Below are 24,626 nucleotides of genomic sequence, written 5' to 3'. Positions count from 1 at the left end.
GAAACCATGGCCGGGCCGGACGCCGGTTCAGCAGCATCGGGGACGTGAGAGCGGCGACGTACGGCGACGTGTTCGCGGTCAAGGAGTTCCGGGTGCTGTTCGGCAGCTTCGCGCTGCTGGTCACCGGGGACTCGATCAAGATGCTGGCCCTGTCCGTGCTGGTGTACGCGCGGACGGGCTCCCCGGGGTTGTCGGCGGCGGCGTACATGGCGGGGTGGCTGCCGTACATCGTGGGCGGGATGTTCCTGCTGTCGCTGGCCGACCGGCTGCGGCCCCGGGCGCTGATGGTGACCGGCGAGCTGGTCCGGGCGGCGGTGTGCCTGCTGCTCGCCCACGCCGGGCTGCCGGTGTGGGGGATGCTGGCGCTGGTGCTGGTCAGCGGGCTGTTCTCGCCGGTGTTCGGCGCGGCCAGGTCGGCGGCGCTGCCGGACGTCCTGCCGGGGGACGCGTTCGTGCTCGGCCGGTCGGTGCTCGGGGTCACCTCGGCGGCCTCCCAGGTCGGCGGGCTCGCGGCCGGCGGCGCGTTCCTGGCCTTCGCCGGGGCGCCCGGCGCGCTGGCCGCCACCGCCGCGCTGTCGGCACTCGGCGCGGTGGTCCTGCGGTTCGGCCTGCCCGACCGTCCCGCCCGCGCCGCCGCGCGCGGCGGCGGGACGGGGGCCGTGCGGCAGACGTTGCGGGTGAACCGGTCGCTGCTGGCCGACCGGCGGGTGCGCGGGCTGCTGCTGGCCGGATGGCTGCCGACGATGTGCCTGGCCGGGGCGGAGGCGATGGTCGTGCCGTACCTGGGCGGTGAGGGACGGGCGGGCGTGGTGCTCGCCGCGGCGGCGGCCGGGATGGCGGTGGGGGAGTTCACCGTGGGCAGGTTCGCCGCGCCGCCGCTGCGGGAGCGGCTGTCGGCGCCGCTCTCCGTGCTGCTCGGGGTGCCGTGGCTGGGGTTCGCGTTCGGGCCGGGCATGGGGTGGGCCGCGGTGCTGGCCGCGTGCGCTGCGGCGGGGCTGTCGTACCAGCTCGGGTTGCAGCGGCGGTTCGTGGACGCGGTGCCCGAGGAGGGGCGCGGGCAGGCGTTCGGGCTGCAGTCGGCGGGGCTGATGACGGGGCAGGCGGCCGGGGCGGCACTGGTCGGCGTGCTGGGCGAGACGATCGGGCCGGGGGGCGCGATCGTCGCGGCGGGCGCGGCGGGCGTCCTGGTCGCCCTGGCCCTGATCGGTCCTCTGCGCCCCTCCAGGCTTTCCGACGGTTCCTCCGGCGCCGCTGGTTCCGCCGGCGCGGTCACGTCGCCGGAAGCTCGCCGGAGCCCCGCGGGATGAGACGCACGGGCAGCTCGACGTGCTCCGGCGGCCCGCCGTCACCGCGCAGGCGGCGGAACAGCAGCTCGGCCGCCACCCGGCCCATCCACGCCGGATCCTGCGCCACCACGCTCACCCCCGGCCGCAGCAGGTCGGCCAGCTCGAAGTCGTCGAACCCCACCAGCGCCAGCCGCCGCCCCTCCAGGGCCCGCAACGCGGTCACCGTGAGCCGCCCGTTCCCGGTGAACAGCGCGGTCGGCGGCGCGTCCAGAGCGAGCATGCGCCGCAGGTCGGCCCGTACGTCGTCGAGCGACGGCGGGCGCATCGCCACCAGCCGCGGGTCGAACAGCCCGCCGAGCGCCCGCCGGTAACCCGCCAGCCGCCGCGCCGCGGTGTAGATCGCCGGATCGTCGCCCAGGAAGGCGATCCTGTGGTGCCCGTGCGTGAGCAGGTGCCGGACGGCCTGCTCGGCCCCGCCCGCGTTGTCGGCGAGCACGGTGTCCACGTCGATCCCCGGCTCGGGCGGCCGGTCGGCGAACACCACGGGCGTGCCGGCCTCCAGCTCGCCCCGCAGGTAGGCGTGGTCGTCGCCGGCCGGGACGACGATCAGCCCGTCCACCCTGCGCGCGCAGAACGTCTCGACCAGCTCGCGCTCCCGGCCCGGCTCCTCGCCCGAGGACCCGCTGAGCAGCAGGCAGCCGTGGTCGATGACGACGTCCTCGACGGCCCGGCTGAGACCGGCGTAGAAGGGGTCGGCGACGTCCTCGATGACCAGCCCGATGGTGGCGGTCATGCCCGTGCGCAGGACCCGGGCGCTCTCGTTGCGGCTGTAGCCCAGCCGGTCGATGGCCGCCCGCACCCGCTCGGCGGTGGCCGGATGGACGCCGGGCTCGCCGTTGACCACGCGCGAGACGGTCTTGAGCGCCACGCCCGCCGCCGACGCGACGTCCTTCATCGTCGGTCTCACGCATGGATCATGTCCTACTCCACCCGGGCGGACAACGTTGTCAGACGCCTGTGCCAGAGTAGGTGCCCTATGCCGTTGCGACACGCCTTGCTGGTGGCCGGGTTCGTGCTGGCCGCGCTCAACCTGAGGCCCGCCATCGCGGGCCTGTCACCGCTCCTCGACGAGATCATGAAAGACCTGGGGCTGTCGCCGTCGGGCGGCGGCGCGATCACCACCGTCATGGTGGTCTGCCTGGGCGTGTTCGGCCCGGTGGCCCCGCTGCTCGCGCGGCGCATCGGCCTGGACAGGACGCTGCTGGCCGGGCTGCTCGTGGTCGCGGCGGGCGAGTGCCTGCGCGGGCTCGACGGCGTTCCCATGCTCTACCTGGGCTCGGCGCTGGCCGCGACCGCCATCGCCGTCATGAACGTCTCCATGCCCGGCATCGTCAAGCAGCACTTCCCCGACCGCGTCAACCTGCTCACCGGCGTCTACGTCGCGGCCGTGGTGGCCGGCGCGGCCGGGGCCTCGGCCCTGGTGATCCCGCTGGAGCGGGCCACCGGCTTCGACTGGCGCGGCGTCTCGGCGCTGCTCGCCGTGCCCGCCGTGCTCGCCGCACTGCTCTGGCTGCCGCAGGCGGTCCGGGGCGGGCCCGCCGAGCAGGGCGGCCCGAGACCGTTCGGCGCCGTCCTGCGCAGCCGCGTCACCTGGTACGTGACCGCGCTCATGGGCCTGCAGTCGCTCACCTTCTACGTCATGCTGGCCTGGCTGCCGACCATCTTCCTCGACGCCGGCCTGCCCGCCGACCAGGCCGGCTACCTGCTCAGCCTGACGAACCTGGTCCAGGTCGCGACCTCGCTCGCGGTGCCGGTGCTGGCCGGCCGCCGGGCCTCGCAGGTGCCGTACGTGGTGGGCGCCGGCGTGCTGACCGTGCTCGGCTACCTCGGCGTGCTGCTGGCCCCGGCCACCGTGCCGTGGTTGTGGATGATCGTGCTCGGCATCGGCCAGGGGGCCTCGTTCGCGCTGGCGCTGCTGATCATCGCCCTGCGCCCGGCCGATCCGGCCGGCGTGACCGCGCTGTCGGCCGTGGCCCAGTCGGTGGGGTACGTCGTGGCCGCCCTGGGCCCGCTGCTGTTCGGCTACCTGAGGGAGGTCTCGGGCGGCTGGACCGTGCCGCTCACGGTCGGCCTGGGGGTCCTCGGAGCCCAGCTGGTGGCTGGATGGTTCGCCGGACGCCCTGCTACCTTAGGTAAGGCTAACCTGTAGAAGGGATCCGCAGCGTGCTGACCGAGGCTCTCCAGCGTCTGGCCGACGGCCGGGGCGGTGTCATCGGGGTCGAGCCGGAGCTCGTCATCGACCCCGACGAGAGCTGGACGGCCGCCGCCGACCTGGTGCGGGAGCCGTACACGCTGCTGGAGAGCCTGGTCGCGCAGACGGCGGCACGCTGGAACGCGCCCCGGCACGTCGGCGCGGCGCTGTTCTGGAAGACCTACGGCTACTGGCACACCCTGCCCATGGCGCTCGGCTGGGCCCTCGACGGCCGCATCCCCGTCATGCGGCTGGCCGACACCTACTTCAAGGTCTCCGACGCCGGCGTGACGATCGCCGCCAGCCGCGTGAGCTGGGGCACCGGCGTCGAACCCATCCGCGAGTCGCTGGCCGAGGCGCAGCAGCCGCTGGTCAAGGCCATCAGCGCGCTCGCCAAGGTCGGCGAGCGCACCTTGTGGGGCTCGACCGCCGAGGCGTTCGCCCACCCGCTGACCTGCATCGTCAAGGGCGACTACATGGCCCTGCTCGCCGAGCTCGGCAGCCCGGTCGACGGGCTGGTCGAGCCCGCCGACGACGGCTACTTCCGCAGGACGTGCTGCCTTTGGATCACCCTGCCCGACGTCGAGGCGTGCGGGAGCTGCTGCGTGCTCAGGCCACAGCCACCGGCTCGTCCATAGGACGCAGCTCGTCGGCGTAGCTCACCGACACCCGGCGCATGACGCCGCTGTCGTCGATCGAGTACTGGCCGAGCCGCCACAACGGCGGCGAGTACGCGTGGATCGAGACGCTCTCGCCCTCCGCGCCGCCGAGCCGGTGGATGTGGTCCGGCCCGAACGAGAACGACTGCCCGGCCGGCACCACGGTCTCCAGGTGCTCGCCGCCGATGCGCGGGTTGCACTCCTGCAACGCCCCCTGCACGACGTGCACCGCGCCCGAGGAGATGTCGTGGTCGTGCCAGCCCGTGTCGTCCTCAGGACGCCAGCACAGCACCCAGACGTCCACATAGGCGTCCCGGTACAGGGAGGCGTAGTGCCGTCCGCCGTCGGCCGGGAAGTCGACCATGTCACGCCACTCCTGCGGGTTGGCGGCCAGCTCGTCGACCAGGTCGCGCAGCTCACGCCGGTCAAGCGTCCGCTCCGGCAGCCCGGCACACACGCCCCCGCCCTGGATCTGGATGTCACTCACGTACGAGTCTCCTTTCTGTATCTCATGGCCTCACTCCGTGAGGCGGGCGCTCTATCTGAATGCCTCACTGCGTGAGGCGGCTCGGTCGCCATATGCCGACGTCTTCCCCCGCTCTGGTCGCTGCGCTCCCGCCGCTCCTCCAGACGCCGGCGCTCCCTCGCGCGTCTAATGGCCTCACTGCGTGAGGCGGGCTCGGTCGCCATATGCCGGCGTCTTCCTCCGCTCTGGTCGCTGCGCTCCCGCCGCTCCTCCAGACGCCGGCGCTCCCTCGCGGGGTCATGGGGCGGGGAGGCCCAGGAGGCGGCGGGGGTTGGTGGAGTGGATGGCGTGGTGGGCGGCGGTGCCGAGGCCGGGGTCGGGGGCCGTGGCGTACGGCGCGTCGGAGCCGTTGACGACGACGTCCACGCCCAGCTCGCGGACGATCGCGTCGATGGCACGCGGCCCGTACGAGGACGTCTCCACGTAGAAACCGGGATCGACCAGGCCGCGCCCGGTGCCGCCACGGGCGATGAGCCGTTCGGAGTGCAGCGGCGCCAGCCCCGCCAGCAGCGCGAAGCACACCCGCAGCCGAGGATGCCGGGGCCGGACCACGGCGTGGAAGTGGTGCCAGGCCGCGTGCATCTGCTGCACGTACGGCACCAGCGCAGGCCACCACGGCGGCGTCCCCGGCGGCGGCGGCACGGCGGCCGGCCCCGGATGCACGAACAGCGGCAGGTCCCGCTCGGTGAGCACGTCGAGCAGCCGGTCGTCGGGGACGGCGGTGGCCGGGATCTGCAGCCCGGCCAGCCCCCGGTCGAGGTCCTTGGCCAGCCGCTCCGGATCGGGCTCGCTGTGACAGGTCGCCGCCCACACCCCGAACGGCTCGCCCAGCCCGAGCGCGCCCTCGTGGTAGGCGTCGATCAGCGGCCACGCCTCCTCCGGCGGCAGGAACTCCACGCCCAGCGGGCTCGACATCGACACCAGCGCCAGGTCGAGCCCGGTCGTGTCCCGGTGCTCGTGGTCGGCCGGGTTCACCTCGTACGGCGGCTCGCCGTCGAGCAGCAGCGTCCAGCCGTCAAGCCGGGGCGGGACGGTGCGAGCGCGCAGCGCGGCGACGAACGAACCCGTCCACAGGTGCTGGTGCACGTCGATGCTCACGATCACACCTCCCTCTATTTCCTACTGAGATTACAGGTAAACGAACTGTACTGCGAAATCAAGCAGGTGAACCGTTTCACTGATACGGTTCAGTGAAACGCTTCACTGCCCTATTTGTCAACGGTTGGCAAGTCTGGGGCGGTTCGCGAAGAAGCCCGCGAGCCCGTGCGGGAATCCGGCTTCTGTCGGTGGCAGGCAATAGGCTGGCGGGATGCCGCGGAAGAGAGCGACGATTCGGGAAGTGGCCCGCGCGACCGGTCTGTCTCCGGCGGCCGTCTCCTATGCGCTGCGCGGCATGCAGGTCTCGGAGGAGACCATGGAGCGCGTGCGCGCCGCCGCGGCCGAGCTCGGCTACGAGGCCGACCCCATCGCCAGGGCCCTGGCCAGCGGCCGCACGGGCATGATCGGCCTGCTCTGCGGCTCGCTCGAAGACCTGTGGCAGCAGTCGCTGGCGGTCGGCATCAGCAGGGGCCTGCGGGAGAAAGACCGCTATGCCCTGATCCTCGACGCGGTCGGCGACCCCGACCGCGAGCGCGTGCTCGCCCAGCAGCTCCGCGACCAGCGCGTCGACGGCATGATCGTGCAGCCGGTCGACCCGGCCGCGCCGTTCTGGGCCGAGCTGTGCGAGTCGCTGCCCGTCGTCGCGATCGGCGACTCACTGGCGGGCACGGCGGGCGAGGTCGTCTTCGACAACCGCCGGGGCGTCACGCTGGCCCTGGAACACCTGGCCGGCCTCGGTCACCGCCGGGTGGCGGTGCTCACGCCCACCCAGGCCAGCACCCCCGACCGTCCGGCCGACGTGCACGTCCTGGCCGAGGCCGACCGGCTGGGGCTCGACATCGAGGTCGTCACGGCCCCCCACGACCTGGCGGCGGCCACCTCGGCGGCCCACGAGATCCTCTCCACGTCCAGGCCGGGCGCGGTCTTCTGCTTCGCCGACTCCATCGCCTACGGCGTCTACGCCGCGGCCAAGGAGCTGGGCCTGTCCATCCCGGGCGACGTGTCGGTCATGGGCTACGACGACCATCCCATGTCGGGGCTGCTCACCCCCGGCCTGACCACCGTCGACTGGGACATCGACGGCATCGTCAGGGCCGCGGTGCGGCTCATCGCGGCCGCGGCCGACGGCGGCACCCGCCGCCGCCGGGTGGTCCAGGAGCCGACGCTCAGGGAGCGCGGCTCGGTCGCGCAAGCGCCGCCCGCGCCTCGTCCAGCTCGTCGGTGAGCTGCCCGTCGGGCCGTGCCCCCTTGCGGGCCCGCACGGCGGCGGCGCGCTCGCAGGCCAGCACGATCTCCAGCGGTTCGAGGCAGCGCAGCGCGTGGCGGGCGGCCTGGGTGGCGAAACCGGCGTGGTCCTCGGTGCCCAGCGAGATCACCGCGGTGCCGGTCGTCACGGGGGCCGCGAGGTGGCGCAGCTCGGCCAGGGCGTCCTGGGCCACGTACTCCAGGATCATCAGGCCGGAGGCGCCCGGCCGGTCGGCCAGGAAGGGCAGCTGCCCGGTGTAGGCGGGGTTCATGAGGGTGGCCAGGCGGGCGGTGCTGAGCTGGGCGGTCTGGGCCAGCGCGGCGCGCAGCGCGTCGAGGGCCAGGGCCACCGGGGCCGAGTGGAAGTTGCCGTTGTGCCAGGCCAGGGTGCCGGTGATGAGCGGGTTCTCGGTGGCGGCGTTCAGGTCGGTCTCGACGGTGGCGGTGGCACGCTCCAACGCGTCCACGGCCGCGCCGTGCACCTGCGCGAAGGCGCGGTAGCCGTACGGGTCCTGGACGCGGGTGGCCAGCTCGTGGGTGAGCAGGCCGCGCAGGCGTCCGGCCACGCGCGACTGGCCCGGATGCGGCCGGGCCTCCTGGACGGCGGCGGCCAGCGGCTCGGCGGAGGCGTCGACCGCGGTGAAGGACAGGGCGGCCACGTCGACGGCCGCCTCCAGCAGCGCGCCCAGCCGGTGGCAGGCCAGCGCGGCGTCGGCCAGCGTGGCCGCGCCCGAGCTGATGAAGGGCAGCGCGTCGCCGGAGGCGAGCGCGAAGCGCGGCCCGGCCGTCTCCTCGCCGGCCCGCCGCCAGGGCACCTCGCCCAGCAGGCACAGGGCCGTGGTGGCGAGCGCGGTCAGGTCGCCGGTGCCGATCGCGCCGTACGTGCGGACCGGCGGCGTGAACCCGCCCGCGACCGCCTCGGCCAGGACGGGCAGCACGGCCGGGTCGATGCCCGAGCCGCCCGCGATGAGCTGGTTGAGCCGCACGACGAGCATGGCCCGCGCGCGCTCGTCGGCCACCAGGGGACCCGCTCCGCAGGCGTGGCTGCGCAGCAGGTCGAGGCCGGGGGAGTCGAGCCGGACGTCCCGGTTGGCGCCCACGCCCGTGCTGCGGCCGTAGACGGGGCCGGTCAGCCCCTGGGCGGTGGCCCACGAGGCCCGGGCCCGATCGAGGGGACCGATCGTGACCCGGGCCCGGCCGTGGGCGGCTTCGTGCACCTGGGCGCAGGTCAGGCCGGCGCCGTTGAGCTGCATGGGGAGGGGATCAGTCGTTGTCGGGGATGAACAGGCCGAGCAGCCAGCTGACCACGCTGATGATGATCGCGCCCCAGAAGGCGGCCGGGTAGAAGTTGTCGACGTGGAAGGGGATGTCGAACTGGCCGGCGATCCAGCTCGTCAGCAGCAGCATGGCCGCGTTGATGACGAGGAGGAACAACCCGAGGGTCAGCACGATGACCGCGCAGCCCAGCGCCTTGACGATCGGCTTCACGATGGCGTTGACGACACCGAAGATCAGGGCCACGAGGAGCAGGACGCCCCAGTACTTGGCCGAGTTCTCCGGGGCGGTGATCTTGATGCCGTCGAGGAGCTGGATGGCGACCCAGAGGGCGGCGGCCGCGGCCACGGTTCTGATGATGAATCTCACGCTGGTTGATCCTCCCACTTCGCGATCGCCGGCGCGATACATCGACCGGACGAAGGCGGTCGATCACGCACGGTGGCGGCGGTTACCTGTGACTCATGTCGGGAAAGGGAGCGGGATGGACGCTAATGGTCTTGATTCGTTGCCCGCGGCGGAGTTGCACGACCGAGCGGTTCGGTACGCCGTACGCCATGGGGATTTGGGCTTCCTGTGGAACCTGCTGAAGGTGATCCCGGCCGCCGAGGCCGCGAGCGGTCACGAGAGTGAGACCGCCAACGACCTCAGCCGGGTGTCCGCGCTGCTCAGCGATGCGCTCGCGGCGGGCGAGGGTGAGCTGGGCGAGGCGTTGCGGCCGATCTACCTGGAGTATCTGCGCGATCACCCCGACGCCTGAGCCGCGCTCAGCCGGCCAGGCGCGCCCCGGCGGCGATGCCCGAGATGCCCGGCGTGCTGACCTCCTGGCCGTCCCGGAGCACGATCATGGTGTCGTACGCGCCGGCCTCGGCCAGGTCGGTCGCGAACCGCCTGGCCAGGGTGGGGCCCATGGCGTACATGGCGGTGGCGTAGGCGTCGGCCACGCCGAGGTCGGGGCCGATCACGGTGACCGAGCCGAGCGTCTGCTGCCGTTCCCCGGTGCGCGGGTCCACCACGGCCGCGCCGCCCGAGGTGGCGATGCCGAGGTCGTGGGCGAACAGCGCCTTCCTGACGACGTCGGTGCGCGGGTCGCGGATGCCGACGCGCCACGGCTTGCCCGGGGCGGCCGAGCCGCGCACCCTGATGTCGCCGCCCGCGTTGATGCGGTGGTCGCCGGCGCCCGCGTTGCACAGGGCTCGCGACAGGCGTTCCAGGGCCCAGCCCTTGATGTAGCCGGACGGGTCGATCACGCCGTTGATCCGGTGCTCGAACCAGCCGCCGGTCGCCTCGCCCAGCTCCTCGCAGCGGTGCAGGACCTCGACGAGCTCGGGGATCTGCCTGATGGTCAGGCCGTGGTTCAGGCGCCAGATCTGGCTGTCCTCCTTGGCCGGGCTGAAGGTGTCGGCCACCCAGCGCAACCAGGAGAAGGCGTCGTCGAGCAGGGGGGTGAGCTCTCGGGCCGGCAGAGCCGTGCGGATGTCGACGCTGACGGGCATGCCCATGACCGTGTCGACACGGGCGCTTCCGGGGAAAATCGTCACCTGGCCTCCTTGTCCGCTGCCCACGCTCTCACGTCGGCCGTAACGTGGGGCTAAACCTTTTGCCCTGGTTTGAAATGGACCTGTGACCTCGGGATCGCGAGGCGTGACAACGCGCCGCCGACGTACCGGGTGAACGGGCGCGGGCCCTCCACGACCACCTCGCGCTCGGCGATGTCGGGGATCTCGCGGCTGAGTCCGGAGGCGCTGATGCGCTCCTTGGCCCGCGGGTCGTGCTCGGCGCCGGTGACGAGGATGAGACCGTACCTGCTCTCCAGGTCGCGCAGCTCGCTGGTGGCGCGCTCGGCCCGGTAGACGGCCACGGTGTCCGTCGTGGTGCTCGCGCGGGCCAGCCGGGCGCGCAGGGTCTCCGGGTCCATGCCGGACGCGATCAGCACCCGGCCCCTGGTCCGCGGGACGACCGTGTGGCTGCGGACCGCCATGACCGCCGCCATCGCGTACAGCAGCAGCGAGCCGACCCGGCTGAGCTCCGTCACGTACGCGGTGGAGCTCAGCTCGTGGGCCACCAGCAGCGCGCCGGCCAGGTAGCCGCCGAGCCGCAGCCGCTGCCGGGCCTGCTCGGTGCGGAGCAGGTCGGCGGCCTTGACGGTGGCGAAGCCGAGCGCGACGAGCAACGCCGCGGCGGCGTAGGCGGTGGGCCGCCAGGGGTAGCCGAACCCCGGCTGGATGGCGCCGAACTCGGCGACCGCGACCCCGCACCAGAAGAGGATGGGACCGTGACTCGCATTCACCTCACTAGCCATGTCTACGACGATGCTGAAGGAACATGAGAGCTTTCTGAGTAAGGTCTGAAACATGGCTAACGTGCGTGTTGAGCGGACAGAAGACGGCGGTTTCCGGGCCACGAACGCCCGCGGCGCCGAGGTGAAGATCGGCGGCGGCGACGACGAGGGCGTGTTCACCCCGGTCGAGCTGCTGCTCGCGGCGGTGGGCGGCTGCAACATCGTGACCGTCGAGCCGCTCACGGCCAAGCGCGGGCACCGGCTGGTGCGCCTGGCCATGACGGTGGAGTCGGAGAAGGTCGAGCCGAACAAGCTCGGGCCGGTGACGGTCACCTACGACGTGGAGCTGCCCTCGGAGGCGGCCGACGAGGTCTTCAAGGCGGTGGCCGGGCGGGTGCACGACAAGTACTGCACGGTGAGCAGATCGTTGCAGGACGGTACAGAGGTTCGATTGGAGCTTCCCTAGTCGGATTAAACGCTTATTCGACCCCGTTATGACGCGACCGTTGCATTCGTCTCGGTAGCGTTGTAGCAGGTCGAGAGGCCACAACAGACCTTCACCGATGCGGACGCGGAGGGGGACCGCGGTCCGCGAGTGCGGGACCGCCGACGTTTTTGGGGGAAGACGTCGGCCTGGACCGCCACCGATCGGGGCCGGGCAGATTTGGGGGAACTGCCCGGCCCCGATCCATGCCCGCAGCCGGAACAGGCGCTGCCTCACCTGCCATCGGCCATGCGTATTGTCCTGTGGTGTGAAGAAAGTTCTCATCGACTGCGACCCCGGCATCGACGACGCCCTCGCCCTGGCCCTCGCCGCCGGCTCCCCCGACCTCGACGTCGTGGGCGTCACCACCGTGGGCGGCAACGTCGACCTGGAGCTGACCACCGCGAACGCGCTGGCGCTCCGGGAGTTCCTCGACCTCGGCGACGTGCCGGTCACGCCCGGCAGCGCGGGCGCCCTGCTGCACCGCACGGTCCGCGCCGGGCACGTGCACGGCGACACCGGTCTCGGCGACGTCGTCCTGCCCGCCCCCGTGCGTCCCCTGTCGGAAGGGCACGCGGTGGACTTCATCGTGGACGCCCTGCGTGCCGCCCCGGGCGAGATCACGCTGGTCGCGGTGGGCCCGCTGACCAACATCGCCCTCGCCGTACGCCGTGAGCCGCGCGTCGTGGAGTGGGCCAGGGAGCTGGTGATCATGGGCGGCTCGTACACCCGGGGGAACCACAATCCGGCGGCCGAGTTCAACATGCTGGCCGACCCCGAGGCCGCGGCGATCGTCTTCGAGGCCGGCTGGCAGGTCCGCCAGCTCGGCCTCGACGTGACCCTGTCCGCCCTGGTCACCGCCGACGTGCTCGACCGCATGCGGCCGCTCGGCCGGCTGTCGGAGCTGCTGGTGCCCGCCGCGCAGTTCTACGGCGTGGTGACGGCCGAGGGTGGCCCGGCCATCCACGACGCCTGCGCCGTGGCGTACGTGCTGGACCCGTCGCTGTTCACCTGCGTGCCGGCCGTCGTGAACGTGGAGACCGCCGGGACGTACACGCGGGGGATGACCGTCACCGACTTCGACCTGCGCGGACGGCCGGCGAACGCGCTGGTGGCGACGTCCGTGGACGTGAAGGGGTTCTGGGACCTGGTCCTGGGGGCGTACGGGCGGCTGGGGGAGCGGCTCGGCTGATGTGCGGGCACCGTCCGGCGGCTGATACAGTTAACCCTGTTGCGCCGCTAGCTCAGTTGGTTAGAGCAGCTGACTCTTAATCAGCGGGTCCGGGGTTCGAGTCCCTGGCGGCGCACCACACCGAAACCGCCTGGTTCACCAGGCGGTTTCGCTGCTTTCCTGGCCCCTTCGCGCCCCGCGGCTTGCGACAATCGGTCGGTGGACGAGACGTTTCCGGAATGGCTGGCGGGGCTGGGGCACGAGCGGCTGACCGAGCTCCTGGCGGCGCGGCCCGACGTGTTGCGGCCCGTGCCGCCGCGGCGGCCGGCCGAGCTGGCCGAGCGGCTCGACGCGCCGGAGTCCGTGCACCTGGCGCTGTCCCGGACACCGCTGCCCTGCCTGCTGCTGGTGGAGGCGATCCTGGTGGCGGCCCGCAGCGGCCGGCCGCTGTCCGACCTGGTGGCCGCCGGCGCCGACCTGCCCGGGCTGATCGACCGGCTCGAACGCGTCGCGCTCGTACGGCGGGGCGCGGGCGGGGCGCTGCACCTGGCCGCCGGGTTGCCCGCGGTGCTGCCGACGCCCCTGGGGCTGGGCCCCGACCTGTCCGGGCTGCTCGCGCACGTCACCGTGGCCGAGCTGATCGACGTGCACCGGCGGCTGGGCGGCACGGGCACGCCGCGCAAAGCGGCGCTGATCGAGTCGATCACCACGGCCCTCCGCGATCCCGGCAGGCTGGCCCGGCTGGTCGCCCGTGCCCCGGCGGGCACCCGCGAGCTGCTCGACGACTTCCTCGAACGCGGGCCCGCGCGGGTGCTCGACGAGTTCCCGCCGCGCGGCCGGAACCAGCCGCGGCGGCCGGCGACCCCGGCGCGGTGGGCCCGCGACCACGGTCTCGTCTGGAGCGTCGACTGGGAGCGCACCTACGTCATGCCCATGGAGGTCGCGCTCGCGCTGCGCGGGCCTGACCACCGGATCGACCTGCCGGTCGAGCAGCCGGCGGTCCGTACCCGGCCGGTCGCCGCCGACCTGGTCGCGCACGAGGCGTCCGTGGCCGCCCTCCGCCTCCTGGACCGGGCCGCGGCCCTGCTGCAGGACGCGGCGGCGCAGCCGTTGCCCGAGCTGAAGGGCGGCGGCGTCGGCGTCAAGGAGGTGCGCCGCCTGGCCGGCAGGCTGGGCTGCGCCGAGGACGAGGTGCGCCTGCTGCTCGACCTCGTGCACGCCGCCGGCCTGCTGGCCGCCAATCCGGTCACGCAGGTGCGCACCCGGCGCGCGACCGAGACCCGGCCCGCCGGGGTCTCGCCGACCAGGGCTTACGACGCGTGGTTGCGCCTGTCGCCGGCCGACCGCTACGCCGCGCTGGCCGAGGCGTGGTGGCGGCTGCCGATCAGCCCGACCCGCCGGTACGACGGCAAACCCCGCACCCCGCTGGCCCCCGCCGGGACCGGGACACCGTCCAGCGTCATCCGGGAGGTGGTGTTCGGGCTGCTCCCTGGCGCGACGGCGTCGGGGGAGGCGGCGGCCGTGCCGGACGCGGAGGAGGTGGCGGCGGCCGCGAGCTGGCACCTTCCGCTGTTGCAGCGGGCGAGCTGCCGCGAGGTCGTGCTCGCCGTGCTGGCCGAGTCGAGGCTGCTGGGCCTGCTCGGCGCGGACGCGCTCAGCCCGCCCGGCCTGGCCCTCCGGACGCCGTCCGGGCCGCGGGTGGGCGAGGCCGCCGCCGGGTTGCTGGCCGGCGCCCGGCGGCAGGCGTTGTTCGGGACCGACCTGACCGCCGTGGTCACCGGGCCGCCCGCCGCCGCCCTGACGGAGGTCCTCGACCGGGCCGCCGACCGCGAGCCCGGCGGTTCGTGGCGGTTCGGCGCGTCCTCGGTGCGCCGCGCCCTGGACGCCGGTCACACCGCCGCCGAACTCGTCTCGGCCCTGGAGGAGGTGGCCGCCGGCCCGCTGCCGCAGCCTCTGACGTACCTGATCCACGACGTCGCCCGGCGGCACGGGGAGATCGAGGTGGTCCCGGTGGGCTGCTGCGTGGTGGGCGACGAGGCCCTGCTGGCCGAGCTGGCCGCGCACCGCCGGCTGGCCAAGCTGCGTCCGCGCCTGCTGGCGCCCACCGTCCTGGCCGGCGCGCTCGACCCGGCGCAGACCCTGGCCCTGCTCAGGGAGGCCGGGTACGCGCCGGTCGCCCGCGAGGCCGACGGGACGCTCACCGTGACCGGCCGCGCGCCCCGGCGGGCCCCGGCCCGTCCGGCCGGCCGCGAGCAGGCGGTCCTCAGCCCGGAACGCGCCGCCGCCTGGCTGCTCGCCGCCGCCGGCGAGCCGCTGCCGGGCCGCCACGGCCTGCGCGACCTCTTCGCCCGGTACGCCACCGCCCTGTCGCCCAAGGCTCGCGAACGGGTGGCGATGGAGCTCCAGTACTACGGCACGGCCCGGATCGTCCACGACGGCGAGGAGCTCACCGTCAGCGGCCCTGAGGTGCGCGGCGCGGATCTGGACGTGTGGTGCCACGAGCCCGCCGAGTTCCGGCTGCTGGACCTGGCGAAGATCACAAAAGTGCTGACCTGATCAGGCGTCCAGCTCGTCGCGGGCCGCCATCAGGGCGAAACCGAGCAGGTTCAGCCCGCGCCAGGTCGCCGCGGACGCGGCGCGCTCGTCGTCGGCGGCCAGGCCGATGCCCCAGACCAGGTCCAGCGGGCTGGCCTCGACCAGCACGTGCGCGCGGGTGCCGACCAGGAACTCCCGCAGGTCCGGGTGCGCCCCGAACTTGGCGAGCGAGGCCCGGGTGACGATGTCGAGCCGGTGGGCGTCCCACACGGCCTCGTCGAAGCCGCGCACGGTGCGGCCGAGCTTCTTGGCCTCGCCCGGGGTCGCGGCCAGGAGAATGCGGGCGGCGCTGTCGTGGTCGCCGAACAGCCACGCTTTGTGGGCCATCATGTAGTGCTCGGCCGAGGCGAAGGTGTGGCCGCCCTCGGTGAAGGTGACCGGCCACCACTGCGACAGGCAGCCGCGGCCGGGGCCGCCGTCGCGGGCCGGGCGGTGGCCCCAGAAGTAGAGGTAGCGCGGCCGGCGGCCGTTCCGCTCCGCCTCGACGGCCTCGTCAACGGTACGGGGAAGCTGGTCGGACACCGCTCAACCGTCCCACAGGGGACGGACGCCGGCCAAGCCGATTAAGCCCGCCGAATTCCGGCGGGCCGTCGCGCGGATGATTATGATCATGATGGCGGGAAATGATCTAGTTTTTCCGCCATGACCCCTGACCCCCGAAGGGATGTCCATGTCCAAGCTCACCCGCGCCGCCGCAACCTCCGTCGCGGCCGTCGCCCTGGCCGCGACGTGCACCGCGATGACCGCGCCCGCCGCCTCCGCCACCACCTCGGCCGCCTCGGTCGCCGCCTCCACCTGGATCAAGTACGGCGACTACAGCAGTGAGGCCAAGTGCATCGCCAAGGGCAAGGAGCTCAAGGCGAACGGCACCTACCTGTCGTACTTCTGCCAGTACACCGGCTTCTTCACGCTGATGGTGCTGACCCGATGACCGCCTGACCGGCCGCGGCCCGGAGGCACGTCCTCCGGGCCGTCAGCCGTCACGGCCGGTCGCCGGTCAAAGCCGGCGGATCATGGCCTGTTTGGCCGCCGCGAACTCCTCGTCGGTCAGTACCCCGGACCGGTGCAGCTCGCCCAGCTCGGCCAGGCGGCGCAGCACCGCGTCGTGGGCGTCGCCGGCGGCGGCCGCCGGCTCCAGCTCCTCGGGCTGCTCGCGCGGCAGCCGGGCCAGCACCGCGGCCCCGACCAGCGCGGTCGCACCGCCGAAGCGCTGGATGCCCCAGGAGACGCAGTGGGGGTCCTTCTGCGGGGACGCGCCGGGCCCGTCGCCCTTGAGCCGGAAGCGGAGGGTGCCGTAGCCGAGGCCGGACTGCGGTTTCCACTCCACGCCCACCAGCTCGGCCAGCGGGAACTCCTGCGAGCCCGCCCGTTCCTTCTCCGTGCTGGCGAAACCTGTCCATTCCAGGCGGACGCGCTCGCCGTCGAAGATCGCGGTGCCGTCGCCCGCCGTGGCCGAGACGGGGATGGCGGGGCCGGGGAGCAGGTAGTGCTCGCAGGGGCCGCTGGGCGTCTGGTTGATCTCCAGGGTGTCGCGGACCTCGTCGGCGAAGTACTGGGCCGCGCCGGCGCGCTCCTTGGGCACCGCCAGCCGGTACGGGTCGGCGGGGGCGGCCAGCGATCCGGCGACAAGGTCGGACAGGGGGTCGGCGCCGTAGCGCAGGCGCAGACGGAGCTGACCCCCCTTGCGGCCGGGCTCGAACGCGCACGTCGCGATGGCCTCCAGCGGCACGGCGACCTCGCCGAGCACCTTGCGGAGCTCGTGGACGTCCTTGTCGCCGCCAGGGACGACGCGCAGCATCTCTCCGTTGAACGTCCACGAGCCGTCGGGAACGGCGATCTCGGTCATATTCTCAGCCTAGGACGTCGAGAGGAGCCCGATGAAGATCTTCACGAGCTGGATGTCGTGGGGCCAGGCCGCCGGCCCCCTGGCAGAGGCGCTCCCGTCGCAGACCGTCACGGGGTTGCGCGAGGCGGTGCGCTTCGCCCGGACGCAGCACGGCGTGCAGCAGCGTTCCACCGGGCGGCCGTACGTGGAGCATCTGCTGGAGGCGCTGGAGGTGGCGGTGGCCGGGGCGCAGGTGCGCGACCCCGACGTGCTGACCGCGATCGTGCTGCACGACGTGCTGGAGGACACCGCGTGCACCGAGCGGGAGCTGGCCCGGCGGTTCGGCGCGGAGGTGACCGGGCTCGTCCGCTGGGTGACCAGGCCCGCCGGGCGCGCGAAGGCCGACCACCTGGCCGCGCTGGCCAAGGCCCCGGCGCAGGCGGTGCTGGTGAAGCTGGCCGACCGGGTGAGCAACGTGCAGGAGTTGCAGCGCCTCCACTGGCGGTTCCAGAAGCGCTACTACCACGAGACCGTCGCCCACATCGTGCCGCTGGCCGCGCCCCACCCCTGGTTCGCCGAGTGGTACGAGGAGTGGCGGCGGCCGTGGGCCAGGCGCGTGGCCCGCTACCCGGACTGACCGCCCAGCCGGGCCAGGCGCGTGGCCCGCTACCCGGACTAACTCCCCAGCCGGGCCAGCCGGTTGCGCACGCCGTCGAAGTGCGCGTACACGGCCGACACCGCGGCGGCCCGGTCACCGGCCAGCACCGCGGCGTAGATGTCGCGGTGCCGCCTGGCCACGTCGCCGGGCGGCTCGTCGGGGGCGCCGAGGTGGTCGCGGAGCTGGTGGTAGACGTCCCAGAACGCGCCGAGGAGCTGGCTGACCAGCGGGTTGCCGAGCGGCCGGTAGAGCAGGTCGTGGAAGAGCCGATCGGTCTCGGGGGAGACCTCGCCGACCTGCGACTCGTGGTCCATGCGGGCCATGACGTCGGCCACCGGGGCGAGGTCGGCCTCCGGGCCGAGGTCGATGAGCCGCTGAACGAGCCCGCTCTCCAGGATCTCGCGGATCTCGATGAGGTGCGCCAGGTGGTTGCGGCCGTTCTGCAGGGTGATGCGGCTGTGGAAGGCCAGCTCGTCCACCAGGCCGGACAGCGACATCCGGCCCACGAACATGCCGAAGCCATGGCGGATGTCCACGATGCCGACGGCCTGCAGAGCCTTCAGCGCCTCCCGGACGGAGTTGCGGCTGACCTGGAGCTCCTCCATGAGCTCCGACTCCGTGGGCAGCGGGTCGCCCGCGACCAGCCCGCGCCTGACGATCAGGTCTTTGACGCCCTCCTGGGCCTCGACGGCCCGGCTGGGACGTGCCGGACGCGGGACTGCGGCCATGAAGCTTCCTTTCGTCGTAGGTAACATTCCGGAAATCCTCTGTTGACCTCAAGACGCTCTGGCGTTTAGCGTCCACGTTACGCACAAGATAGGACATGGGATGTCCTACGTTCTACCTTTCCCCCCAGGAGGCATCCGTGAGCTCTGAGTTCAGCCGCCGTGACTTCCTGCGCTACAGCGGGGCCACGGGTGCGGCGGCGTTCATCGCGGCCACCCTCTCCGCCTGTTCCGGAGGCCCGGCCTCGACCGGCTCGGTCGGCGCCGGATCGAACAAAGACCTGATCACCGCCGTCATCGGCTACGGCAACGACCAGAGCTGGGACCCGACGCAGACCGCGTCGGCGTTCGCGATGGCCGGGATCATCCACGTCTACGAAGGGCTGCTCGACACCGACCCGATCACCCGGGAGCCGTACCCGGCCCTGGCGACGGCGCTGCCCGCCGACGCGAACGCCACGTCGTGGACGTTCGCCCTGCGCGAGGGCGCCAAGTGGCACGACGGGCAGCCGGTCACCGCCGACGACGTGGTCTTCACCTTCGAGCGCATCCTCGGCTCCGACAACGTGCTGACCGGCAACTTCTTCAAGCCCTGGCTCCAGGAGGTGAAGAAGGTGGACGACCGGACCGTGGAGCTGGTCCTGAAGTTCCCCTTCCCCGACGCGGCGCCCCGGCTGACCATCGCCAAGATCATGCCGAAGCACGTGTTCAGCCAGCCGGGGGCGTGGGACAAGGCCAAGAGCGGCATGACGGTCGGCTCCGGGCCGTACAAGCAGACGGCGCACAACCCCAAATCCAACACCTCCTTCGAGGCGTTCGACGGCTACAACGGCTCCCGCCCGGCCACCGTCAAGAAGATGAACTGGCTGACCATCGTGGACGCCTCCGCCCGGGTGGCCAAGATCTCCGGCGGCTCGGCCGAGGCGCAGATCGCCGACAACATCCCGTACGCCAACGTCGAGCAGCTCAAGCAGCAGGGCCTCACGGTCGAGGGCGGCAAGGGCATGAACCACATGTTCCTGATGTTCAACACCGCCGCCAAGCCCTTCGACGACGTACGCGTCCGCCAGGCGCTGCACTACGCCATCGACAAGCAGAAGATGATCGACGTGGCGCTCAAGGGCCACGGCACGGCCTCCAGCTCCTTCCTCAACGAGGGCCACCCCGACCACCGGCGCGCCTCGGTCGTCTACGACCACGACCCCGACAAGGCCAGGGCGCTGCTGAAGGAGGCGGGGGTGACGAACCTGACGGTCAACCTCATGGCCGTCAACGTGAGCTGGATCGTCGACTGCCTGCCCACCATCGCCGCCTCCTGGGAGGCGGTCGGGATCAAGACCACGCTGGAGCCGCAGGACACGGCCGCGCTGTTCACCAAGATGGACCAGTTCCAGGACTACCAGGTGGTCGCGGCGGCCTCGAACCCCAACCAGTTCGGCATGGACGCCGACCTGATCCTGCACTACAACTACGTGCCCGGCGGCCTGTGGATGAAGTACAGCCACTGGGACGGCAGCAAGGACGCCGAGAAGCTGTTCGCCATGATGGACGCGGCCGTCAAGGAGACGGACAAGGCCAAGAAGAGCGAGCAGATCCACAAATATCTGGACCTGGTCGCCGAGCAGGCCGTGCTCTATCCCGTCGTCCACAACGAGCTGATGACCGCCTGGGACCCGAAGAAGCTCTCCGGCATCCGCGCCCAGCCGTACCCCGGCATCAATCTGCTGCAGGCCAAGAGGACATGACGCTCGTACTCAGGATGCTGCTGCGGCGGCTCCTCATCCTGATCCCGCTGGTCCTGGGCGTGGTCGCGTTCGTGTTCGTCGTGATGCGCTTCTCGGGCGTCAAGCCCGAGTACGCCTACTTCCAGGGCGCGAACCCCACGGCGGAGCAGATCCACCGTTTCCAGGAGGAGAACGGCCTGCTGGACCCGCTGCCGCTGCGGTACGTGCGCTTCGTCGCCGACCTCGCCCAGGGCGACATGGGCACCAGCGTGCTCACCAAGAAGCCGGTCGTCGAGTCGGTGACGACCGCGCTGCCGCTGACCCTGCAGCTCACGTTCCTCGGCCTGGCCGTGGCGATCGTGCTCTCGCTGGTGTTCGGCGTGACCGCGGCGCTGTTCCGAGACCGCTGGCCCGACCAGGCGATCCGGGTCGTGTCGCTGGTCGGCGTGGCGGCTCCGGCGTTCTGGCTGGCGCTGCTGATGATCCAGTGGCTGGCGGTCGGCCAGGGGCTGTTCCCGACCGGCGGCTACATCAACCCCGCCGACTCCCTCACCGGCTGGCTGCAGTCGATGACGCTGCCCGCGCTGTCGTTGTCGCTGCCGATCGCCGCCCAGCTCACCCGCATCATCCGCACGTCGATGGTCGAGGAGCTGGACCGGGACTACGTGCGCACCGCGATCGGCAGCGGCCTGCCGATGATCGTCGTGGTCGGCCGCAACGTGCTGCGCAACGCGCTGATCAACCCGCTGACGGTGCTCGGCCTGCGCATCGGCTACCTGATCGGCGGCACGGTGGTCATCGAGACGATCTACGGCCTGCCCGGCATGGGCCAGCTCATGATCAACGCGGTGCGCGACGGCGACCCGGCCGTGGTGCAGGGCGTCGTGCTCACCATCGCGATCGGCTTCATGGTGGTCAACCTGGTCGTCGACATCCTCTACCTGCTGGTCAACCCCCGCCTGAGGAGTGCCGCCTGATGAGAAGCGGACTCACCGAACGCCTGTCCAGGCCCGGCGTCGCCCTCCGGCGGCTGCCCGCGGCGTCGTGGCCGGCGGTCGCCGTCGTCGTCCTGGTCGTGCTGGCCGCCCTGTTCGCGCCGCTGATCGCGCCGCACTCGCCGTACTTCCAGGAGGCCGCCGGCGGCGGCCCGTCGGCCGCGCACTGGATGGGCCTGGACAGCGCCAACCGCGACATCCTGTCCCGGCTCCTGTACGGCGCCCGCTGGTCGCTCATCATCGGCCTCGGCGCCACCGGCCTCGCCCTGGTCGCCGGGGCGGTCGTCGGCGCGGTCGCGGCCACCTCCCGCCGGGTGGTGGACGAGACCGTCATGCGCGTGCTCGACGTGATCATGGCCTTCCCCGGCATCGCGCTGGCCGCCGTGCTGGTCGCGGTGTTCGGCGGCAGCATCCCGGTGCTGGTCATGGCCATGGCCTTCCTCTACATGCCGTCCGTGGCCAGGGTCGTGCGGGCCAACGTGATCGCCCAGTACGGCGAGGACTACGTGGCCGCCGAGCGCGTCATCGGCGCGCGCACGTCGTACATCGTGCTCAGGCACGTCGCGGTCAACTGCGCGGCGCCGGTGCTGGTGTTCTGCACGGTGATGGTGGCCGACGCGATCGTGTTCGAGGCGTCGCTGTCGTTCATCGGCGCCGGCGTACGGCCGCCGAACCCGTCGTGGGGCAGCGTCATCGCCGACGGCAAGAACCTGGTGCTGCTCGGCGGCTGGTGGGCCACGGTCTTCCCCGGCCTGCTGATCCTGGTCACCGTGCTGGCCCTGAACATCCTGTCCGAGGGCATCTCCGACGCCTGGGCCGCCCCGGTACGCAGGGCCGCCCCCAGGAAGGACGACGCCTACGAGCAGGCCGTCCCCGGCACCGGCCAGGTCGTCGAGCTGCCCGGCCTGGCCGAGGCCGCCCGCCGGCTGGCCGGACGCGCCCGCCCGCGGCCGGAAGGGCAGCCGATCCTCAGCGTCGAACGCCTGCGGATCGGCTTCGAGGCCGGCGTGGACATCGTGGACGGCGTCGGCTTCGAGGTCTGGCCCGGCGAGGTCGTCGGCCTGGTCGGCGAGTCCGGCTGCGGCAAGTCGCTGACCGCCCTGACCGTCATGGGCCTGCAACCGCGCCAGGCCCGGGTCGGCGGGCACGTGCGCTTCGACCAGAAGGAGCTGCTCGCGCTGCCGCGCCGGGCCCGCCGCCGCCTGCTCGGCCACGAGATGGCGATGATCTACCAGGACGCGCTGTCCTCGCTCAACCCGGCCATGACCATCAGGGCCCAGCTCAGGCAGCTCACCCGCAGGGGCGGCCGGCGCACCCCGGCCGAGCTGCTGGAACTCGTCGGCCTCGACGCCCGCCGCACCCTGTCCGCCTACCCGCACGAGCTGTCGGGCGGCCAGCGGCAGCGGGTGCTGATCGCGATGGCGCTCTCCCGCGACCCCAAGCTGATCGTCGCCGACGAGCCGACGACCGCGCTCGACGTGACCGTCCAGGCGCAGGTCATCGAGCTGCTGCTGCGGCTGCGCGAGGAGCTGGGGTTCGCGCTGATCCTGGTCTCGCACGACCTGGCCCTGGTCGCCGACGTCACCGACCGCGTCGTCGTCATGTACGGCGGCCAGATCGTGGAGACCGGCGCCACCGCCGCCCTGGTCGGCGAGCCCGCCCACCACTACGCGCGGGGGCTGCTCGGCTCGGTGTTGTCGCTGGAGTCGGGGGCCGAGCGGCTGACCCAGATCCCCGGCGTGGTGCCCGCGCCCGCCGACTTCCCGGCCGGGTGCAGGTTCGCCGACCGGTGCCCGATGGCCACCGGCGTGTGCCGTACGCAGACCCCCGTACTGGCCGGAGAGGCCAGGCGGCACGCGGTGGCCTGCCACCACCCGGCGGTCGAACTCGCAGGGAGTGAGACACGTGCTTGAGCTGAACAACGTGCACGTCGTGCACAAGGCCCGCTCGGGAGGGCTGTTCGCGCGGGACCGCGTGCACGCCCTGACCGCCGCCTCGCTGACCGTCGCGCCCGGCGAGACCGTCGGGATCGTCGGCGAGTCGGGCTGCGGGAAGTCCACACTGGCCAAGGTGCTGGTCGGGCTGCAGCGGCCGACCTCGGGCACCGTGCGCCTGAACGACCGCGACCTGTGGACGCTGACGCAGGACGAGCGGCGCGCGCTCGTCGGCGGCGGCGTCGGGCTGATCTTCCAGGACCCGTCCACGGCGCTCAACCGGCGGCTGCCGGTCGGGCGGATCCTGCGCGACCCGCTCGACGTGCACCGCCGGGGCACCCCCGGCGAGCGCGAGGCCCGCGTGCGCGAGCTGCTGGACCTGGTCGGCCTGCCCGCCGGCGTCGCCGGCGCGCTGCCCGGCCAGCTCTCCGGCGGTCAGCGGCAGCGGGTGGCCGTGGCCAGGGCGCTCGCGCTCGAACCGCGGCTGGTCGTCGCCGACGAGCCCACCAGCGCCCTGGACGTGTCGGTCCGCGCCCAGATCCTCAACCTGCTGCTCGACCTCAAGGACCGGCTCGGGCTGGCGATGGTGTTCATCTCGCACGACATCCAGACCGTGCGCCGGATGAGCGACCGCGTGGTCACCATGTACCTGGGCAGGATCGTCGAGCAGACGCCCGCGCGGTCGGTGCCGGGGCGGGCCAGGCATCCGTACACGCGGGCGCTGTTCTCGGCCACCCCCGGGCTGATCTCGCCCATCACCCCGATCCCGCTGGTCGGCGCGGTGCCGTCGGCCACCAGGCCGCCGAGCGGCTGCCCGTTCCGCACCCGGTGCTGGCGGGCCGACGACCTGTGCGCGGCCGAGATGCCCGCCGCCACGCGGGCCGGGGACGACCACCTCTTCCACTGCCACCACCCGGTGGCGGCCGGAGCCACCGACCTAGAGCTGATCCAGGAGCACTCATGACAGATCCCGATGTCGCCGGGGCCGCGACGGTGACCGGCGTGATCCCCCCGGTCTGCACCCCCTTCACCCCCGGCCACGAGGTGGACGCCGCCTCCCTGACCCGGCTGGTGGACCACCTGCTGGAGGGCGGGGTGGACGCGCTGTTCGTGCTCGGCTCCTCCTCGGAGGTGGCCTACCTGACCGACGCCCAGCGGCGGGTGGTGCTGGACACGGTCGTCGGGCACGTGGGCGGCCAGGTGCCGGTGCTGGCCGGGGTGATCGACATGACCACGCCGCGGGTGCTCGAACACGCCCGCGTCGCGGCGGCGGCGGGGGCGTCCGGGCTGGTGGCGACCGCGCCGTTCTACACGCGCACCCATCCCGAGGAGATCCGCACCCACTTCCGGACGATCGCCGCCCGCGTCGGCCTGCCGGTCTACGCCTACGACCTGCCGGTCAGCGTGCACACCAAGCTGGGCGCCGACCTGCTGCTCGACCTGGCCGCCGAGGGCGCGCTCGCCGGGGTCAAGGACTCCAGCGGCGACGACGGCGGGCTGCGCCAGGTCATTCTGGGCCGCCGGGCGCCGTTCAGCGTGCTCACCGGGTCGGAGGTGACCGTGGACTCCGCGCTGTGGATGGGCGCCGACGGCGTCGTGCCCGGCCTCGGCAACGTGGACCCCCACGGGTACGCCGAACTGTACCGGGCCGCCACCCGCGGCGACTGGGAGGCGGCCAGGGCCGAGCAGGAACGCCTGGTCAGGCTGTTCGAGATCGTCCGGGTCGGCGCGGGCCGCATGGGCGGCAGCTCGGCGGGGCTGGGCGCGTTCAAGGCCGCCCTGCACCTGCGGGGCGTCATCGACTGCCCGCTCACCGCGCTGCCGCAGATCCCGCTGAACGACGACGAGACCGGCCGGATCGGCAAGCTGCTGGCCGCCGCCGGGCTGCTGTAGC

Annotated in this window: 25 protein-coding genes and 1 tRNA gene; 16 read left to right on the top strand and 10 right to left on the bottom strand. The window is 72.8% G+C overall.

Translation table 11 applies throughout. From position 1 onward, the window contains the following. Positions 1–44: 44 nt before the first annotated feature. On the top strand, positions 45–1,307 hold the full coding sequence (locus ABT158_RS08415) for an MFS transporter (RefSeq protein WP_352352110.1): 1,263 nt from the start codon (positions 45–47) through the stop codon (positions 1,305–1,307). Here the strand turns inward: ABT158_RS08415 and ABT158_RS08410 are convergent. After that, positions 1,270–2,253: a LacI family DNA-binding transcriptional regulator gene (locus tag ABT158_RS08410; RefSeq protein WP_482943765.1), complete on the bottom strand. Its 984-nt coding sequence runs from the start codon at positions 2,251–2,253 to the stop codon at positions 1,270–1,272. The two genes, ABT158_RS08415 and ABT158_RS08410, sit on opposite strands and share 38 nt — an antisense overlap. Positions 2,254–2,322: 69 nt before the next feature. On the opposite strand from ABT158_RS08410, the gene ABT158_RS08405 reads away from it, so the two are divergent. Both ABT158_RS08405 and ABT158_RS08400 read left to right on the top strand, forming a co-directional pair. Beyond that, positions 2,323–3,495, top strand: coding sequence for a CynX/NimT family MFS transporter (locus ABT158_RS08405; RefSeq protein WP_352352109.1), 1,173 nt, complete (start codon positions 2,323–2,325; stop codon positions 3,493–3,495). A 14-nt stretch (positions 3,496–3,509) separates the two neighbouring features. Beyond that, complete coding sequence (locus ABT158_RS08400) at positions 3,510–4,175, top strand: hypothetical protein (protein ID WP_352352108.1); 666 nt, start codon at positions 3,510–3,512, stop codon at positions 4,173–4,175. Here ABT158_RS08400 and ABT158_RS08395 read toward each other — a convergent pair. Together ABT158_RS08395 and ABT158_RS08390 are read right to left on the bottom strand one after the other, a co-directional pair. Then, positions 4,147–4,683 carry a cysteine dioxygenase gene (locus tag ABT158_RS08395; RefSeq protein ID WP_352323951.1) on the bottom strand — a complete coding sequence of 179 codons (537 nt, stop codon included), beginning with the start codon at positions 4,681–4,683 and terminating at the stop codon, positions 4,147–4,149. The genes ABT158_RS08400 and ABT158_RS08395 overlap by 29 nt on opposite strands. Before the next feature lie 276 nt (positions 4,684–4,959). Then, positions 4,960–5,820, bottom strand: coding sequence for an amidohydrolase family protein (locus tag ABT158_RS08390; protein WP_352352107.1), 861 nt, complete (start codon positions 5,818–5,820; stop codon positions 4,960–4,962). 241 nt (positions 5,821–6,061) lie between these two features. On the opposite strand from ABT158_RS08390, the gene ABT158_RS08385 reads away from it, so the two are divergent. After that, entirely contained in the window at positions 6,062–7,045 is a 984-nt protein-coding gene (locus ABT158_RS08385) for a LacI family DNA-binding transcriptional regulator (protein ID WP_352352106.1), read from the top strand. Here ABT158_RS08385 and ABT158_RS08380 read toward each other — a convergent pair. Together ABT158_RS08380 and ABT158_RS08375 are read right to left on the bottom strand one after the other, a co-directional pair. Then, entirely contained in the window at positions 6,987–8,318 is a 1,332-nt protein-coding gene (locus ABT158_RS08380; protein ID WP_352352105.1) for an aromatic amino acid ammonia-lyase, read from the bottom strand. The genes ABT158_RS08385 and ABT158_RS08380 overlap by 59 nt on opposite strands. A gap of 10 nt (positions 8,319–8,328) precedes the next feature. Beyond that, complete coding sequence (locus ABT158_RS08375) at positions 8,329–8,709, bottom strand: phage holin family protein (protein ID WP_352319465.1); 381 nt, start codon at positions 8,707–8,709, stop codon at positions 8,329–8,331. A 196-nt stretch (positions 8,710–8,905) separates the two neighbouring features. Here ABT158_RS08375 and ABT158_RS08370 point away from each other — a divergent pair, with 196 nt between their 5' ends. Next, positions 8,906–9,100 (top strand): hypothetical protein, encoded by a 195-nt coding sequence (locus ABT158_RS08370; protein WP_352352104.1) that lies wholly within the window; start codon positions 8,906–8,908, stop codon positions 9,098–9,100. 7 nt (positions 9,101–9,107) lie between these two features. Here ABT158_RS08370 and ABT158_RS08365 read toward each other — a convergent pair whose 3' ends face one another. Next, on the bottom strand, positions 9,108–9,881 hold the full coding sequence (locus ABT158_RS08365; RefSeq protein WP_352352103.1) for an FAD:protein FMN transferase: 774 nt from the start codon (positions 9,879–9,881) through the stop codon (positions 9,108–9,110). Between the two features lie 50 nt (positions 9,882–9,931). After that, positions 9,932–10,642: a ferredoxin reductase domain-containing protein gene (locus tag ABT158_RS08360; RefSeq protein WP_352352102.1), complete on the bottom strand. Its 711-nt coding sequence runs from the start codon at positions 10,640–10,642 to the stop codon at positions 9,932–9,934. Between the two features lie 52 nt (positions 10,643–10,694). On the opposite strand from ABT158_RS08360, the gene ABT158_RS08355 reads away from it, so the two are divergent. The 4 genes from ABT158_RS08355 to ABT158_RS08340 all read left to right on the top strand — a co-directional run bounded on the left by ABT158_RS08355 (position 10,695) and on the right by ABT158_RS08340 (position 14,832). Further along, positions 10,695–11,087, top strand: coding sequence for an OsmC family protein (locus ABT158_RS08355; RefSeq protein ID WP_352352101.1), 393 nt, complete (start codon positions 10,695–10,697; stop codon positions 11,085–11,087). A 286-nt stretch (positions 11,088–11,373) separates the two neighbouring features. Further along, positions 11,374–12,297 carry a nucleoside hydrolase gene (locus tag ABT158_RS08350; RefSeq protein WP_352352100.1) on the top strand — a complete coding sequence of 308 codons (924 nt, stop codon included), beginning with the start codon at positions 11,374–11,376 and terminating at the stop codon, positions 12,295–12,297. Between the two features lie 41 nt (positions 12,298–12,338). Then, positions 12,339–12,415, top strand: a tRNA-Lys gene (locus ABT158_RS08345). 80 nt (positions 12,416–12,495) lie between these two features. Further along, on the top strand, positions 12,496–14,832 hold the full coding sequence (locus ABT158_RS08340; RefSeq protein WP_352352099.1) for a helicase-associated domain-containing protein: 2,337 nt from the start codon (positions 12,496–12,498) through the stop codon (positions 14,830–14,832). Here the strand turns inward: ABT158_RS08340 and ybiA are convergent, their stop codons facing one another. Next, on the bottom strand, positions 14,833–15,393 hold the full coding sequence (ybiA, locus tag ABT158_RS08335; RefSeq protein ID WP_352352098.1) for a riboflavin biosynthesis intermediates N-glycosidase: 561 nt from the start codon (positions 15,391–15,393) through the stop codon (positions 14,833–14,835). Between the two features lie 148 nt (positions 15,394–15,541). Between ybiA and ABT158_RS08330 the strand changes: the two genes are divergently transcribed. After that, on the top strand, positions 15,542–15,802 hold the full coding sequence (locus tag ABT158_RS08330; RefSeq protein ID WP_352352097.1) for a hypothetical protein: 261 nt from the start codon (positions 15,542–15,544) through the stop codon (positions 15,800–15,802). 66 nt (positions 15,803–15,868) lie between these two features. Here the strand turns inward: ABT158_RS08330 and ABT158_RS08325 are convergent, their stop codons facing one another. Beyond that, complete coding sequence (locus ABT158_RS08325) at positions 15,869–16,717, bottom strand: DUF4429 domain-containing protein (RefSeq protein WP_352352096.1); 849 nt, start codon at positions 16,715–16,717, stop codon at positions 15,869–15,871. Positions 16,718–16,748: 31 nt separating this feature from the next. On the opposite strand from ABT158_RS08325, the gene ABT158_RS08320 reads away from it, so the two are divergent. Then, on the top strand, positions 16,749–17,333 hold the full coding sequence (locus tag ABT158_RS08320; RefSeq protein WP_352352095.1) for an HD domain-containing protein: 585 nt from the start codon (positions 16,749–16,751) through the stop codon (positions 17,331–17,333). 38 nt (positions 17,334–17,371) lie between these two features. On the opposite strand, the gene ABT158_RS08315 is transcribed toward ABT158_RS08320, so the two are convergent. After that, complete coding sequence (locus ABT158_RS08315; protein WP_352352094.1) at positions 17,372–18,082, bottom strand: FadR/GntR family transcriptional regulator; 711 nt, start codon at positions 18,080–18,082, stop codon at positions 17,372–17,374. A gap of 137 nt (positions 18,083–18,219) precedes the next feature. On the opposite strand from ABT158_RS08315, the gene ABT158_RS08310 reads away from it, so the two are divergent. The 5 genes from ABT158_RS08310 to ABT158_RS08290 are packed head-to-tail and all read left to right on the top strand — an operon-like array spanning position 18,220 to position 24,625. Continuing rightward, positions 18,220–19,824 carry an ABC transporter substrate-binding protein gene (locus ABT158_RS08310; RefSeq protein ID WP_352352093.1) on the top strand — a complete coding sequence of 535 codons (1,605 nt, stop codon included), beginning with the start codon at positions 18,220–18,222 and terminating at the stop codon, positions 19,822–19,824. Then, entirely contained in the window at positions 19,821–20,780 is a 960-nt protein-coding gene (locus ABT158_RS08305) for an ABC transporter permease (protein ID WP_352352092.1), read from the top strand. Before ABT158_RS08310 ends, ABT158_RS08305 begins: the two co-directional genes overlap by 4 nt. Then, entirely contained in the window at positions 20,780–22,711 is a 1,932-nt protein-coding gene (locus ABT158_RS08300; RefSeq protein ID WP_352352091.1) for a dipeptide/oligopeptide/nickel ABC transporter permease/ATP-binding protein, read from the top strand. The genes ABT158_RS08305 and ABT158_RS08300 overlap by 1 nt, the downstream gene beginning before the upstream one ends. Continuing rightward, a complete protein-coding gene (locus ABT158_RS08295) occupies positions 22,704–23,696 on the top strand; it encodes an oligopeptide/dipeptide ABC transporter ATP-binding protein (protein WP_352352090.1) in 993 nt (330 codons plus the stop codon). Before ABT158_RS08300 ends, ABT158_RS08295 begins: the two co-directional genes overlap by 8 nt. After that, entirely contained in the window at positions 23,693–24,625 is a 933-nt protein-coding gene (locus ABT158_RS08290; protein WP_352352089.1) for a dihydrodipicolinate synthase family protein, read from the top strand. The genes ABT158_RS08295 and ABT158_RS08290 overlap by 4 nt, the downstream gene beginning before the upstream one ends. Position 24,626: the final 1 nt, after the last annotated feature.

Origin of the sequence: Nonomuraea sp. NPDC001636, from assembly GCF_040298265.1 — a bacterium.
In the GTDB taxonomy this organism is placed as follows: Bacteria; Actinomycetota; Actinomycetes; order Streptosporangiales; family Streptosporangiaceae; genus Nonomuraea.
Note: the sequence above shows the minus strand (reverse complement) of the source record. Positions and strands in the feature narration are given on the sequence as shown.

Excerpts from the sequence above, each read along its gene's own strand:
- ABT158_RS08405 (WP_352352109.1), top strand. The coding sequence starts at position 2,323 with ATGCCGTTGCGACACGCCTTGCTGGTGGCCGGGTTCGTGCTGGCCGCG.
- ABT158_RS08380 (WP_352352105.1), bottom strand. The coding sequence starts at position 8,318 with ATGCAGCTCAACGGCGCCGGCCTGACCTGCGCCCAGGTGCACGAAGCC.
- ABT158_RS08360 (WP_352352102.1), bottom strand. The coding sequence starts at position 10,642 with ATGGCTAGTGAGGTGAATGCGAGTCACGGTCCCATCCTCTTCTGGTGC.
- ABT158_RS08355 (WP_352352101.1), top strand. The coding sequence starts at position 10,695 with ATGGCTAACGTGCGTGTTGAGCGGACAGAAGACGGCGGTTTCCGGGCC.
- ABT158_RS08330 (WP_352352097.1), top strand. The coding sequence starts at position 15,542 with ATGTCCAAGCTCACCCGCGCCGCCGCAACCTCCGTCGCGGCCGTCGCC.
- ABT158_RS08325 (WP_352352096.1), bottom strand. The coding sequence starts at position 16,717 with ATGACCGAGATCGCCGTTCCCGACGGCTCGTGGACGTTCAACGGAGAG.
- ABT158_RS08320 (WP_352352095.1), top strand. The coding sequence starts at position 16,749 with ATGAAGATCTTCACGAGCTGGATGTCGTGGGGCCAGGCCGCCGGCCCC.
- ABT158_RS08315 (WP_352352094.1), bottom strand. The coding sequence starts at position 18,082 with ATGGCCGCAGTCCCGCGTCCGGCACGTCCCAGCCGGGCCGTCGAGGCC.
- ABT158_RS08305 (WP_352352092.1), top strand. The coding sequence starts at position 19,821 with ATGACGCTCGTACTCAGGATGCTGCTGCGGCGGCTCCTCATCCTGATC.
- ABT158_RS08300 (WP_352352091.1), top strand. The coding sequence starts at position 20,780 with ATGAGAAGCGGACTCACCGAACGCCTGTCCAGGCCCGGCGTCGCCCTC.
- ABT158_RS08290 (WP_352352089.1), top strand. The coding sequence starts at position 23,693 with ATGACAGATCCCGATGTCGCCGGGGCCGCGACGGTGACCGGCGTGATC.